Below are 14193 nucleotides of genomic sequence, written 5' to 3'. Positions count from 1 at the left end.
GCCTAGGTAATTATGAACGCTAGGTAAACTTTTATCTCTGGAACTCAGAGTGTTTATGCCGGTTTGCTGCGCTGCCGCACAAGATTCCCTTGCGTCATGTGCCGGTTCGGCGCGACCATGGTCCTTTCCGCCCCTGGCGGGGCGAAGCGCGGCCGGCCGCGTTTCAACGATTGGCTGAGGCGCGCTGGTGACAACCAACGGGAGGCGAGCCATGGCAGAAGCGAAAAAGGCAGATAGAAACGGTACGGAGACCGGCGGGGCCGGACGATCCGACCCCGGTGCGCGTACCGTCGCGATCGTTGGTCCCTTTGGAAGCGGCAAGACCAGTTTGTTGGAAGCAATTCTGGCGCGAACCGGTGCCGTCACCCGGCAGGGACTTGTCTCGGAAGGCAATACCGTCGGCGATGCCTCGCCTGAGGCCCGCGCCCACGGAATGAGCGTCGAGGCCAACTTCGCCAATATAGAGTTCCTCGGCGATCAGTTCTCTCTGATCGATTGTCCGGGGTCGGTCGAGTTTCTTTCCGAGATGGAAAACGTCCTGGGGGGAGTGGATCTTGCGGTCGTTGTGGCCGAGGACGATGAGCGCAAGGTTCCGGCTCTCCAGCTTATCCTGAAGTCGCTTGAGGCCCGTGGTGTTCCGCGGGTCTTGTTTTTGAACAAGATCGACAAGAGCACACGCCGCTTGCGCGAAGTGTTGCAAGTCCTGCAGCCCGCCTCTGCAGTGCCTCTCGTGCTGCGAGAGATCCCGATCTGGAAGGACGGTGTTGCCACCGGATATATCGATCTGGCTCTTGAGCGCGCGCATGTCTATTGCGAGCAGAAACAGAGCACGGTCATCGACATTCCGGACGAGGAGAAGGCCCGGGAACTTGAAGCGCGATATGCCATGCTCGAAACCCTGGCAGATCACGATGACGATCTGATGGAAGCCTTGCTCGACGATTCCCAGCCGGACCTGAAGATGGTTTTTGCGGACCTCGCCCGCGAAATGGAGGAGGGGGTCATCTGCCCGGTCTTCTTCGGATCCGCTGAACACGGTTTTGGAGTCGGGCGTCTGCTGAAGGCCCTGCGTCATGAGACGCCCACAATCGAGACGACGTGCGAAAGGCTCGGTGCCGATGGCGACGGCGTTTCCATTCGAGTTCTGAAAACGTTGCACACGCCCCATGGCGGCAAGGTTTCCATAGGCCGCGTTCTCGGCGGTACGCTGACCGATGGTGATACTCTCCACCGCGCGGATGGGCGGGATGTCAAGGTTTCCGGCCTTTATACGGTGTTCGGGCAGCAGGCTGTCAAAGGCACGTCGGCGGAAGCAGGCGCAATAGTCGGTCTGGGCCGTCTGGATGATGTCGCGACCGGGGAGACCCTAGCCTTTGCGAAAGGCGCTCCTGCCACCGCCACATCGGGAGGGGCGGGGATTGCACCGGTCTTGTCGATAGCCGTCGCCGCAGATCGGCGGCAGGAAGAGGTGCGGCTGTCGTCCGCACTCAGAAAACTTCTTGAGGAGGATGCAGGTCTCAGCCTGTCGCACGGCCAGCATCAGGGCGAGACGCTCCTCCACGGACAGGGAGAAATGCATCTGCGGGTCGCGCTTGAGCGCCTGCAGGGCAAATACGGGCTGAGCGTGCGAACCGGCAATGCCATGGTTCCGTACCTGGAAACCATCCGGGCAGGCACAACGGTTCGCGGTAGGCACAAGAAGCAGTCCGGTGGCCACGGCCAGTTCGGAGATGTGGTCCTGGAAATCGCCCCATTGCCACGCGGGGAGGGCGTTCAGTTCTCCGACCGGATCACAGGGGGTGTCGTACCCAAGCAATATATCTCGTCGGTCCGCGACGGGGTTCTCGAGGCCGCACTATGTGGGCCTCTGGGTTTTCCCGTGATTGACCTGTCAGTGTGTCTGACAGATGGCTCCTATCATTCGGTGGACAGTTCGGACCAGGCATTCAAGATGGCCGCGATCACGGCGATGCGCGAAGGTTTGCCTGAGTGCAGGCCGGTTCTTCTGGAGCCGGTGATGAAGGTGACAATCCACTGCCCAAATGACGCAACAGCCCGGATCAACGCGATCGTGGCCGCCCGACGCGGCCAGATTCTCGGTTTTGACCAGCGCCAGGGTTGGGCTGGATGGGACGAGGTCGAGGCGCTTATGCCCCAGGCTGAAGTCGGAGATCTCATCGTTGAACTTCGATCCGCGACGGCGGGCGTCGCAAGCTACGCTGCAACGTTTGACCATATGGCAGAGCTTAGCGGCAAGGCGGCCGACGATGTACTGAAACGGGTCGCCAGCAAGGCGGCCTGACCTGCGTCCGAGTTTCCCGGGCTTCCTCCCGGGAGCCCTTCCGCCGTTGCCGCCCGAACATGGGAAGTGGCGGCGGAAGGGAAGCATCTCCTGTGACCCTGCGCGGGGCACGTCCTGACCAAGGTGAATTGATTCCGGTCACTCCGGCGTTATTTGAACTTGAATGATCTCTACTGTTCTGTGAACGCTCAGATAGGAAGATGTGGCACGGGAGCTGTGTGATGAATGTTATACGCAGGAAGCCTTGGGCGCTGCCCGAGAGCGAGGCGACGCCGGAGGATATGTTCTGGAACCGCCGCAAGTTCATGACCGGTATTGCCGGCGGGGCGATCGGTCTGACCGCGTTTGGCGGTCTGCGTGGCACTGCGAACGCAAGCGATGATCCCAGCGCGGGCCTCTATCCGGTTCCGCGAAACGACAGTTTCAAGCTGGACCGGGAGCTGACTGAAGAAGCAGTCGCCTCGACCTACAACAACTTCTATGAGTTCGGCACTCACAAGCAGATTGCTCGTGCGGCGCAAGCGCTTCCGATCCGGCCCTGGACAGTGGTCATCGACGGGCTGGTGGACAATCCGCAGACGCTGGACATCGATGCGCTGCTTGCCAAGATGCCGCTTGAGGAGCGGCTTTATCGTTTCCGCTGCGTCGAGGCCTGGTCGATGGCCGTGCCGTGGTCCGGTTTTGCGCTTTCCGAGCTGGTCAAACTGGCGTCACCCCAGTCGGATGCCAAGTATCTGAGGTTCGAGACCTTCAACAATCCTGACGTGGCGCCGGGCCAGAAGCAAAGCTGGTATCCATGGCCCTACGTCGAAGGCATGACCCTTGCCGAAGCGACCAACGAGCTGGCCTTCATGGTGACCGGTGTCTACGGCAAGCCTTTGGCCAAACAGTTCGGTGCACCGCTACGGCTTGCCCTGCCGTGGAAATACGGCTTCAAGTCGATCAAGTCGGTCGTCCGGATCTCCTTCACCAAGGAACGTCCGGTCGGGCTCTGGGAAGCGATCCAGGCCAAGGAATACGGCTTCTGGGCAAACGTGAATCCGGGTGTGCCGCATCCGCGTTGGAGCCAGGCAAGCGAACGGGTGCTAGGGACTGGCGAACATCGCGATACGCTCATGTTCAATGGTTATGCTGAACAGGTCGCCGGTCTCTACAAGGATCTGCAGGGCGAGAAGCTTTACATGTAGTGCTGGAGAGCCGGAAACGGCCCGCGGAAAAACCAGTCAAAAAGAAGGGCCGGTGTCTTCTGACAACCGGCCCTTTATTTGAGACGCGCCGGGGGGAAGCGCATCTCCTTGTGGAGGGGCGCGGAATGATCATCCGCAATGCTGATGTGGTGTGTGCTTCTGGATTTGCCATAGCCTGAAGATCAGGAAATGACTTCATGGACAAAGTTTAATGTTCGCGATGTCCGAAGCGGCAATTCCTGGTCAGGCGCAAAAAAAAATGCCGGATCCTGAGGATCCGGCAGTTTGTTCGATTCACTGCTGAAGCAGTGGAATCACCTTCCAGAGGGGAACAGCTGGCAAGACGGCGTCACTGGGAGGAAGATGCGACGCCAGAAAACCAACAGTGATGCTTATATGCAGTGCACAAGCTGATGAAACAAGAGGCAGCTGTGCAGGGCTGGTATGCAAAAAGTTAATAGCTTGCATGGCGTAGAGGCAAATATTTGAAATATATTATTATTTTTCGATATTAGCCGATTTGGCTACGACCATTAGATGAGTTTTTGAGGCTCGGAATGCCCGTGTGAAACTGGATTTCTGGCTGGCAAAAGGGCTCGTCCATGCTCTCATTTGCGTCAGATATGCTGCGGTGCGGGGCCGCCTGAGCGGCGTCAGAAAGCCCAGTTCTCGGCGTTTGTTACGAGAAACTCCCGGAAGGCGGTTATGCGGGCCGTATTCTTCAGCTCCGAGGGATAGACGAAATAGGTGTCGAAGGACGGCACCTTGTCTTCCAGTTCGCTTAGCACCTGCACCAGGTTTGTGTCTTTCTCGATGATGTAGTCGGGAAGGATCGCGATGCCGACACCCGCCTGGACAGCGCGCTTGATGGCGACGAGGTTGTTCACCTTGAGAACCGATTTACGCGTATCCAGAGCCGGTCGTCCGGCCTTTTCCAGCCAGTTCATGTCGCGCAGATAGGCCGGCGCCTGCTCGCCGAATGTGATGATCCGGTGCTTGTCGATCTCCTCGATCGCGACCGGAGTGCCGAAGCGCTTCAGGTATGTCGGCGAAGCGTAGACGTGGAAATGCACAGTGAACAGCTTGCGCTGGATCAGATCGGGTTGCGTGGGCTGGCGCAGGCGAATGGCAACGTCTGCCTCTCGCATGCCAAGGTCGAGCTCGTCGTCATCGAAGATGAGCTGCAGCTCGACATCCGGATAGAGATCGACGAAATCGTTGATGCGCGATGTCAGCCAGGTCGAGCCCAGGCCGACTGTGGTCGTCACCTTCAGCACGCCGGAAGGCTTTTCCTTGCTGTCGGTGAGACGGCTCTGTACCGCCTCAAGCTTCATCAACACGTCGCGGGCGGTGCGATAAAGCAACTCGCCCTGTTCGGTCAGCAGGAGACCGCGGGCATGCCGGTGAAACAGCGGCACGCCCAGATCATGTTCCAGCGAACTTACCTGCCGGCTGACCGCCGACTGGCTCATGTTCAGAGTGTCACCGGCATGGGTGAAACTGCCCGCCTGTGCAGCAGCGTGAAAGATTCGCAGTTTATCCCAGTCCATGTGGCGCCTCCGTGCAGTGCCGCCGGCAATTCGCCAGGCGCTATTCAGCCGCCTGGGATTCGGTCAGTTCATGTTCTGCCAGAAACCGCTCTGCTTCAAGCGCCGCCATGCAGCCCATTCCCGCAGCGGTAACTGCCTGACGATAGACATCATCGGTCACATCACCAGCAGCGAAGACGCCGGGAATCGAGGTTTTGGTGCTGTCGGGTTCGGTGACCAGATAGTCGCCGGCCTTAAGCTCCAGCTGACCGCGGAACAACTCGACCGAAGGAGCGTGGCCGATTGCGATGAAAACACCGTCAGCCGTGATTTCCTGGGTTTCGCCGGTCTTGGTGTTCTTCAACCGTGCGCCCGTGACTGCCTTCGGCATGCCGCCGCCGAGGATTTCGTCAATGGCGTGGTCCCAGATGACCTCGATCTTCGGGTTCTTGAACAGGCGCTCCTGCAGGATCTTTTCGGACCGCAGGGTGTCTCGGCGATGAACGAGCGTAACCTTGGAGGCGAGGTTGGCCAGGTAAAGGGCTTCCTCGACCGCGGTGTTGCCGCCGCCGACCACGACCACTTCCTTGTTGCGATAGAAGAAACCGTCGCAGGTTGCGCAGGCCGAGACGCCGGCGCCCATGAAGGCTTCCTCGGACGGCAGCCCGAGCCAGCGGGCCTGGGCGCCGGTCGCGATGATCACTGCATCAGCGGTGTAGGTGGTGCCGCTGTCGGCTTCCATGACGAACGGGCGCTTGGAAAGGTCTGCCTTGGTGATCGTGTCATAGACGATCTTGGTGCCGACGTTTTCCGCCTGCTTCTGCATCTGCTCCATCAGCCACGGACCCTGGATCGGGTCGGCGAAACCCGGGTAGTTCTCGACTTCCGTGGTGATCGTCAGCTGGCCACCCGGCTGAATGCCGGCAATGAGCGTCGGTTCCATCATGGCGCGCGCCGCGTAAACAGCCGCCGTGTAGCCTGCCGGGCCGGAGCCGATGATAAGAAGCTTGGTGTGCTCTGTCGTCATATGCGCTGCGCCTTTAGTCCTGATGCGTCACTCTTGTCCCTGCCGCCCGGTTGCTCTCGCCGCCAAGGCCTTGCGAATGGCCGCGGCAATCATGGGCGTTGGATCCTGAGGCTCGTAGGTAGTGGTTTTCAGCGGTCCGGGAAAGGGGTGAATGACGCCAAGGCGCGCCAAAGTCCCCAAAAAGCGGTCAATTTTCGGGTGCCCGCCGGATGGGTGGAAAACATGTATGGCCCTGCCGGTCGCGGAGGCCTCGCCGATCATGTTGGTTGAATCGGCCGTTACGACAAATGCATCCGCCTTTGCCAGCATCTGGCCGAGTGGATTGTCACCATTGCCGTCCCAAAGATAGTGGCCTTCGTCGTCCGCAAACGAGGATATCCTGTCACTCAATGCTTCCGGGGTGCGGCGGGAGAGTGTGATCATCAGGCCGGCACCGCTGTCCCTGGCAAGTTGCTCAAGGCCTGCGACGAAGCGCTCGCAGTCGCTGTCGGAAAAGGAGTGGTGACGACTGTTGCCGCCGACGAGCACGGCAATGCGGGGTGCAGGCAGCACATCGATGACGGAATGCGCCTCGCGGCGCAACTCTTCAAGTCGGGATGCCGAATAGCGGTGCGGCGAGGTCGGCGAGGTCAGGACATTTCCACCGCGAAGAGGATCGTGCTCGGGAACCCAGATGAGATCCGCCGTCCCGGGGCCAGTTCGCGGGTCCTTCAGGCATACCGTGAAGGTCTTGCCGCCGCTTGCGCTCCGAACGTGGCGGAGATACGGAATGGCACGCCTTCCAGACCCGATTGCAATGTCCGGGAAGGGAGGAGCGATGGGGCTGTTTTTGGCCGATGGACGTTCGCGCGGATCGATCGGCCCGCGCGGCATAGCCCATGTGAAGGGTGCCCGTGGCTTGACCCTATGAATCTCGTAGGGAATGTCGAGCGCTTCGGCGACGCCGATGCACTGGGTTTCATCGCCGGCCTTTCCGTCCGTGATGATCCAGCAGGTTGCGGTCGCGGCACTCACAATCTTATTTCCCCTACATGGGGTTCCCTTTGGGAATCTTTCCGATTCATGCGTGATTTTGTTATACTCTTGCACAGACGCGCAAAAAATCATAATGCGTCGTAAAATTTTATGACCCGATCCGGGTCCTCAGGAGTACCCATGAGAGCGGAACAGGCGGTGTGCCGGTATCGCACAGCCTCGCCCTCATGCAAAGGAGACAGCAGTGAAAGCTCGGCTTGATAGCATCGACTGGCATATTCTCAAGGAATTGCAGGACGACGGTCGCATGACCAACGTCGAGCTCGCCCGTCGTGTCGGGATATCCGCACCGCCTTGCCTGCGCCGTGTCCGTGCTCTCGAGGAGGCGGGGCTGATCCGCGGGTATCGGACCCTGCTGGACGAAAAGCAGCTTGGCTATGACGTGACCGCCTTTGCAATGGTTGGCCTCCACAGTCAGACAGAAGCCGATCTGATGGCGTTCGAGAAAACGGTGAAGGACTGGCCGATCGTTCGCGAGAGCTACATGCTGTCCGGAGAGGTCGACTTCCTGCTGAAATGCGTCGCTCCGGACCTCCAGACCTTTCAGAACTTCGTGATCCAGAAGCTGACGGCTGCCCATAACGTCGATAGCGTGCGCACTGCGCTGACCATCCGGCGGACGAAGGACGAACCGGTCGTCCCTATCGAAGAAGAATGATCACGCCGTAGCCAGACGGTCCCTGATCCTCGACACCCGCCGCTTCAGGCGCCGGATTATCCGGATATCCCTCACGGCGGTCATCAAGACGGTGAAGCTGACACTCAACATGAGTACGGTGACGAGAACCATCACCGGCAGGATCTGGTCGTAGAGGAAAGCGTCAATATGGCTGTCGATCTCCTCGAGACCGGAATAGATCCGGCGTGGAAATGTGTCCCTGAATGATCTGAGCTTCAGATCACCGCTCTTCAGGTAGGAGAGGGCATAGATCAGGGCAAAGATTATTCCCGAGAAGATGATCAGGAAGCCGAAGACTCGCCTGCCGAAGGCAAATGCGCTCTCGTGACGTGCAATTACCCTATCGATAATCGACTGCTCTCGTGCTGCCAGACGAGCATAAATTACTGTCCTGTAGCCCCATAAAGGGATCGACAGCAGGATGAGCAGCAGACTGATTCGGCTGAAAATATCCATCCCGTTCCCCGGTCGAAACGCAATCCCAAGTAGTCAGTCTAGACTGATACGGGCGCGCGTCAAACCGGGGTGGGTCTGGATCAGATGAATTTGACGTCGACGATCTCGTAGGAGCGCGCGCCGCCTGGGGCGGTGACGTCAACGCTGTCGCCGATTGTCTTGCCGATCAGGGCACGGGCAATCGGGGAAGAAATCGAGATCTTGCTCTGCTTCACGTCGGACTCGACGTCGCCGACGATCATGTATTTCTTTTCTTCCTCGGTGTCTTCGTCGATCAGGGTAACTGTGGCCCCGAACTTGACGACATCTCCGGAAAGCTTTGAGACATCAATGATTTCGGCGCGCGACAGCTTGTCTTCCAGCTCGGCGATCCGGCCTTCATTGTGGCTCTGGGCTTCCTTCGCAGCATGGTATTCGGCGTTTTCCGACAGGTCGCCATGGGCGCGTGCTTCGGAAATGGCATCGACAATGCGCGGGCGTTCGACCGAGGTGCGTTCCTTCAGCTCTGCCTGAAGCATCGCGTAACCGGCGGAGGTCATCGGAACTTTTTCCATGGGTCACAGACCTTCAACTTGTTCGGTCCCCTCTCGAAGGACCAACCGTCACAAAAACAACCCGACCGGGAAGGTATCGCCTTCCCGGTCGGTCCATAACAATCTTAGCCTCAGGCGAAGTAGGATTGCAAAGGCCTGACTTCAAGGCTGCCGGACTTGTAGGCAACAATTCCCTTGGCGGCGGCGACAGATCCGGCGAGCGTGGTGTAATAGGGCACCTTGTTCAACAGAGCTGCACGGCGCATCGATCGGCTGTCTGCGAGGGCCTGCGCGCCTTCCGTCGTGTTGAAGACGAGCTGAACCTCACCGTTCTTGATAGCATCAACGATGTGCGGGCGGCCTTCAAGCACCTTGTTGATCTTGGCGCAGGCAATCCCCTGTTCGCCGAGATACTTCTGGGTGCCGTCGGTGGCGATGATCTTGAAGCCTGCCTGCTCGAGCGAACGAACGGCCTCGACCACGCCAGCCTTGTCCTGGTCGCGCATGGAAACGAAAACCGTTCCCTGCTCGGGTACGTCGGTGCCGGCCGCGATCTGGGACTTGGCAAAGGCGACGGAGAACTTGCCGTTTAGGCCCATGACTTCACCGGTCGAGCGCATTTCCGGGCCGAGGATCGTGTCGACACCCGGGAAGCGGGCGAACGGGAACACGGCTTCCTTCACCGCGACGTGCTTCAACGTCTTTTCGCTCAGGCCGAAGGAGGCCAGGCTCTCGCCGGCCATGACGCGGCTGGCGATTTTGGCAATCGGGTCACCTATGGTCTTGGCGACGAAGGGGACCGTCCGCGACGCGCGCGGATTGACTTCCAGAACGTAGATCGTGCCATCCTTGATGGCGTACTGGACGTTCATCAGGCCGCCGACTTCCAGAGCGAGCGCCATCGCCTTGGTCTGGCGCTTCAGTTCCTCGATCAGGTCTGCTGACAGGGAATAAGGCGGCAGGGAGCAGGCGCTGTCACCGGAGTGAATGCCGGCTTCCTCGATGTGCTCCATGATGCCGCAAACGAAGACGTCCTTGCCGTCGCAGAGCGCGTCGACGTCGACCTCGATCGCCCCTTCGAGGTAGCGGTCGAACAGCAGCGGGTTGGTGCCCAGAACCGTGTTGATCTGGCCGGTCTTGTCATTCGGGTACTTGGCGCGCACTTCCGCCGGAACCAGTTCGGGCAGGGTGCCGAGAAGGTAGGAGTTGAGGGCTTCCTCGTCGCGGATGATCTGCATGGCGCGGCCACCCAGAACATAGGACGGGCGGACCACCAGCGGCAGGCCGAGCTTGGCGGCGATGAGGCGGCCCTGCTCGACGGAATAGGCGATTCCGTTTTCCGGCTGCTTCAAGCCGAGCTTGATCAGCAGCTTCTGGAACCGGTCGCGGTCTTCCGCCAGGTCGATCATGTCCGGCGAGGTGCCGAGGATCGGCACGTCAGCCTTGACCAATGCCTGCGCCAGCTTGAGCGGGGTCTGGCCGCCGAACTGAACGATGACGCCGTGAAGCGTTCCGTTTTCCTGTTCCTTGCGGATGATTTCCAGAACGTCTTCTGCAGTCAGCGGCTCGAAGTAGAGGCGGTCGGACGTATCGTAGTCGGTCGAGACCGTCTCCGGGTTACAATTGACCATGATGGTCTCGTAACCGGCATCTTCAAGCGCGAAGGCTGCGTGACAGCAACAGTAATCGAACTCGATGCCCTGGCCGATACGGTTCGGGCCACCACCCAGAATGACAACCTTCTTGCGATCCGAGGGCGCAGCCTCGCAGGCGGCCTTGCCCATGAAGGGGGCTTCATAGGTGGAGTACATGTAGGCAGTCGGGGAGGCAAACTCGGCAGCGCAAGTGTCGATACGCTTGTAGACCGGATGCACGTCAAGATCGGACCGAAGCTTGGCAACGTCGGAAGCATCGATGTCGGCGAGCGAGGCAAGGCGCGCATCGGAGAAGCCCATGGACTTCAGCTTGCGCAGCATGACGGCGTTGTCCGGCAGCCCGTGTTCGCGAACCTTGGCTTCCATTTCGACGATGTCGTGGATCTGTTCCAGGAACCAGGGATTGATTGCCGAGGCGCTGTAGATGTCGTCGAGGCCCATGCCGAGGCGCATGGCCTGCGCGACGTTGAGGAGACGCGTCGGTGTCGGGATCGCAATCGCTGCACGAATTGCGTTGGTGTCGTCGCCCTGACCAAGGCCCGGGATCTCGGTTTCGTCCAGGCCGTTGAGGCCGGTCTCGAGACCGCGAAGGGCTTTTTGCAGGCTTTCCTGGAAGTTGCGGCCAATGGCCATCACCTCACCGACCGACTTCATGGCCGTTGTCAGCGTCGGTTCGGAGCCCGGGAACTTCTCGAAGGCGAAGCGTGGGATCTTGGTGACAACATAGTCGATGGAAGGTTCGAAGGACGCCGGGGTCGCGCCGCCGGTGATGTCGTTTTCCAGTTCATCCAGCGTGTAGCCGACGGCCAATTTCGCCGCGATCTTGGCGATCGGGAAGCCGGTCGCCTTGGAGGCCAGCGCCGAAGAACGTGACACGCGCGGGTTCATTTCGATGACGACCAGGCGGCCATTGTCCGGGTTGACCGCGAACTGGACGTTGGAGCCGCCCGTCTCGACTCCGATCTCGCGCAGAACCGCGATCGAGGCGTCGCGCATGATCTGGTATTCCTTGTCGGTCAGCGTCAGAGCCGGAGCGACAGTGATGGAATCCCCGGTGTGAACGCCCATGGGGTCGACGTTCTCGATGGAGCAGATGATGATGCAATTGTCCGCCTTGTCGCGGACCACTTCCATCTCGTATTCCTTCCAGCCGAGCAGGCTCTCGTCGATCAGCACCTGGCCGACCGGAGAGGCATCGATGCCCGAGCGCACGATGGTCTCGTACTCTTCCCGATTGTAGGCGACGCCGCCGCCGGTCCCGCCAAGGGTAAAGGCCGGGCGGATGATGGCAGGCAGGCCGATATCATCGAGGGCTTTCATCGCCTCCAGATATCCGGCGTTGCGGTCGTATCCGACGATCTTGCCCTTTTCATTGCGGATCTCGGGAGAGGAAGCGATCGCGGCGCGCGGGTTCTCAAGGCCGATCTTGTCCATGGCCTTGCGGAATTTCTCGCGGTCTTCTGCCTTGTCGATCACCTCGGCGCGTGCACCGATCATCTGAACGCCGAACTCTTCAAGGACCCCCATCTTTTCCAGATCGAGGGCGCAGTTCAGGGCGGTCTGGCCACCCATGGTCGGCAGAAGGGCGTCAGGGCGCTCCTTCTCGATGATCTTGGCGACGATCTCCGGCGTGATCGGCTCGATGTAGGTGGCATCGGCCAGGTCCGGATCGGTCATGATCGTTGCCGGGTTGGAGTTCACCAGGATGATGCGGTAGCCCTCTTCTCGCAGGGCCTTGCAAGCCTGCGTTCCGGAGTAGTCGAACTCACAGGCCTGGCCGATGACGATCGGGCCGGCGCCAATGATGAGAATGGAGGAGATGTCAGTACGTTTTGGCATCGGGGCTCGCAGCGGCCGTTACCGCACAGGCGCAGGCCTGCCGGGTCGGCTCGTTCCTTGATGAATGACAATGTCGGCTGAGCGCGTCTTATAGGCAAAAGACGCCGGATAAGGAACCCCGCCGGGGCGCTTATTTGCCAGAAACATCAATGAATGGGGCAAGCGTTAGGAAAAACAGCTGATCTCGTCACGATTCCGGCGCACGACGGCGGCCCGTACGCACCGTTGTGCCGTCAAAATCCTCGATACCTTCAGAAAGGGCATAACAGGCCAGACGAATCGACTTCGGGATCTCAACCGGCCGCCCGTCGCGCTTGCCCTTTTCATAATACTGGATCATGCGCTTTTTCAGACCGAGCTGCTCGGCGGCGTCCTTCTGCTTCAGACCGAGGGAACGGCGCCATTCTCGAAATTGGCCGGGGGTCATGATGGACTCCGGTTCCTTGGTTTTTTCGTCTGTCATCTCGTCCAGCAGGTGACCATTGCCTGTGATGCGTGTGACGCCTGGCGCGTGTTTGTTCCGTCGGCACCACAGAAATCGGGATCGCCCGTGCTTGTCAATCCCGGTGGGGACCGGTCGCCTTGCTTTGAATGCGGTTGTCTCGAAGAAATAGGTAGAAATTGCAATAACGTCAGAGTTCCAATAGCTTGCGTGATAACCATAGGGGCAAATAATCACCTTGCTCGGTATCTCGGTATGTGACCTTGCAGGGAGCGCTGAGGTATAGGAATGGCGAGAATGGGTTCAGCCTGATCAGACATCAGACAAATTTCCAATGGACGTGCCAGGGGTTCGCCGGGCCTGATGTCTAGGGACGCCTTGAATGGGATAGGCGGCCATTGTGTCGCGTGTAGGAAAATGTCGAGCGATTGCATCGGAAATATTCGGATACATGGCAGCGTCGCCATCGGGTTGGGGCAATATCTTGCCTCGATAGGGCATGACATTTCAGCGCTCGCCAGGGGCAGCAGGCTGACCCTGGGATCCATGGAAGATGTCGGTTCCAGATATATTTCCCTCCCGGCCTATTCTGTCTTCCTTGAGCGCCTATCCGTCATTCTGGATGATCCTCATTTCGCACTGAACTGGAATCGTGACTCGAGCGATGGCGGGATGATGCCAATCGCTCTGGCTGCCCGCTTTGCCCCTTCTCCCGTCGATGCGCTCAAGATCATGAGCCGGTTTGCCAGCATCGGGCTGGATCTTGATCACTGCACGCTCACTTGCCGGGATGATGTCGCCTGCTACTCTTGGGGACTGTCTCCCCTCGTGGTGAACCCCTGGCAGTTCAATGATCGTTTTGCAGCCATTATCGTGTCGCGGTTCAAACGTGGCTTTGGCGGCAAGGGTGTTCTGCCCGTAAAGGTGCAACTCGCGCGGCCGGCGCCGCACGACGTCAGTGTCCATAGGCGCGATTTCGGTTGTCCGGTGGAGTTCGGCTGCGACGACAATCGCATCTTCTATTCCATGGCGACGATGCTGGAACCTAATCCGCTGCACGATCCTGAGGTCTTCAACGCGCTTGTCGAATTATGCGAGCGCCGCCTTGCGGACAGCAGAAAGACGGGCGATTTTTCGTCAATTGTCGAGGAAGTCGTTTCCAAACGGATCTCGTCCGCCGACCTGAATCTGGACATGGTGGCCCGGGATCTGGGGATCAGCACAAGGGTGCTTCAAAGACGGCTTGCCGAAAGCGGCGTCAGCTTCCAGGAAATCCACGATCGGGTTCGCCGCGAGCTGGCGAGCGAGCTCCTGCGCAACACCGGTGTCCCGATTTCGGAGATTGCCTACAGGGTCGGGTTTTCGGCGACAGGTAATTTCTCACGCGCGGCAAAACGCTGGTTCGGCCTTCCGCCAAAGCAATGGCGTCGATTGCAGGTCTGATCCATTCGCGAATCTCTGCCGTCACACTGCCGCGCTGTCGGGCCTGGGTCCGCAATTACCTACCTA

At 59.4% G+C, this 14193-nt stretch carries 11 protein-coding genes; 4 read left to right on the top strand and 7 right to left on the bottom strand.

The window, feature by feature from the left end:
* Window positions 1-211 precede the first annotated feature (211 nt).
* Window positions 212-2302: an elongation factor G gene (locus ACN0SY_RS08600; protein WP_417686349.1), complete on the top strand. Its 2091-nt coding sequence runs from the start codon at window positions 212-214 to the stop codon at window positions 2300-2302.
* 221 nt (window positions 2303-2523) lie between these two features.
* The gene (msrP, locus tag ACN0SY_RS08595; protein WP_417686347.1) at window positions 2524-3489 is read left to right on the top strand and encodes a protein-methionine-sulfoxide reductase catalytic subunit MsrP; all 966 of its coding nucleotides are present in this window, start codon (window positions 2524-2526) and stop codon (window positions 3487-3489) included.
* 653 nt (window positions 3490-4142) lie between these two features.
* On the opposite strand, the gene ACN0SY_RS08590 is transcribed toward msrP, so the two are convergent.
* The 3 genes from ACN0SY_RS08590 to ACN0SY_RS08580 are packed head-to-tail and all read right to left on the bottom strand — an operon-like array spanning window position 4143 to window position 7059.
* Entirely contained in the window at window positions 4143-5039 is an 897-nt protein-coding gene (locus ACN0SY_RS08590) for a LysR family transcriptional regulator (RefSeq protein WP_417686345.1), read from the bottom strand.
* Between the two features lie 40 nt (window positions 5040-5079).
* Window positions 5080-6045, bottom strand: coding sequence for a thioredoxin-disulfide reductase (gene trxB, locus ACN0SY_RS08585; RefSeq protein WP_417686343.1), 966 nt, complete (start codon window positions 6043-6045; stop codon window positions 5080-5082).
* A 27-nt stretch (window positions 6046-6072) separates the two neighbouring features.
* Window positions 6073-7059, bottom strand: coding sequence for a mitochondrial fission ELM1 family protein (locus tag ACN0SY_RS08580; protein WP_417686341.1), 987 nt, complete (start codon window positions 7057-7059; stop codon window positions 6073-6075).
* A gap of 205 nt (window positions 7060-7264) precedes the next feature.
* Here ACN0SY_RS08580 and ACN0SY_RS08575 point away from each other — a divergent pair, with 205 nt between their 5' ends.
* Window positions 7265-7738 (top strand): Lrp/AsnC family transcriptional regulator, encoded by a 474-nt coding sequence (locus ACN0SY_RS08575; RefSeq protein ID WP_417686339.1) that lies wholly within the window; start codon window positions 7265-7267, stop codon window positions 7736-7738.
* Here ACN0SY_RS08575 and ACN0SY_RS08570 read toward each other — a convergent pair whose 3' ends face one another.
* The 4 genes from ACN0SY_RS08570 to ACN0SY_RS08555 form a co-directional block, all read right to left on the bottom strand.
* Window positions 7739-8215 carry a hypothetical protein gene (locus tag ACN0SY_RS08570; protein WP_417686337.1) on the bottom strand — a complete coding sequence of 159 codons (477 nt, stop codon included), beginning with the start codon at window positions 8213-8215 and terminating at the stop codon, window positions 7739-7741.
* 80 nt (window positions 8216-8295) lie between these two features.
* Entirely contained in the window at window positions 8296-8769 is a 474-nt protein-coding gene (gene greA, locus ACN0SY_RS08565; RefSeq protein ID WP_417686335.1) for a transcription elongation factor GreA, read from the bottom strand.
* 110 nt (window positions 8770-8879) lie between these two features.
* Window positions 8880-12242, bottom strand: a complete 3363-nt coding sequence (gene carB, locus ACN0SY_RS08560; protein WP_417686333.1) for a carbamoyl-phosphate synthase large subunit — start codon at window positions 12240-12242, stop codon at window positions 8880-8882.
* Window positions 12243-12429: 187 nt separating this feature from the next.
* A complete protein-coding gene (locus ACN0SY_RS08555) occupies window positions 12430-12921 on the bottom strand; it encodes a helix-turn-helix domain-containing protein (protein ID WP_417686331.1) in 492 nt (163 codons plus the stop codon).
* Window positions 12922-13101: 180 nt separating this feature from the next.
* Between ACN0SY_RS08555 and ACN0SY_RS08550 the strand changes: the two genes are divergently transcribed.
* Window positions 13102-14127: an AraC family transcriptional regulator ligand-binding domain-containing protein gene (locus tag ACN0SY_RS08550; RefSeq protein WP_417686329.1), complete on the top strand. Its 1026-nt coding sequence runs from the start codon at window positions 13102-13104 to the stop codon at window positions 14125-14127.
* The last annotated feature ends 66 nt before the right edge of the window (window positions 14128-14193 follow it).

The organism is Roseibium sp., assembly GCF_048261595.1.
Taxonomy (GTDB): Bacteria; Pseudomonadota; Alphaproteobacteria; order Rhizobiales; family Stappiaceae; genus Roseibium.
The sequence above is the reverse complement of the archived record's forward strand: the minus strand, read 5'-3'. Positions and strand labels throughout refer to the sequence as shown.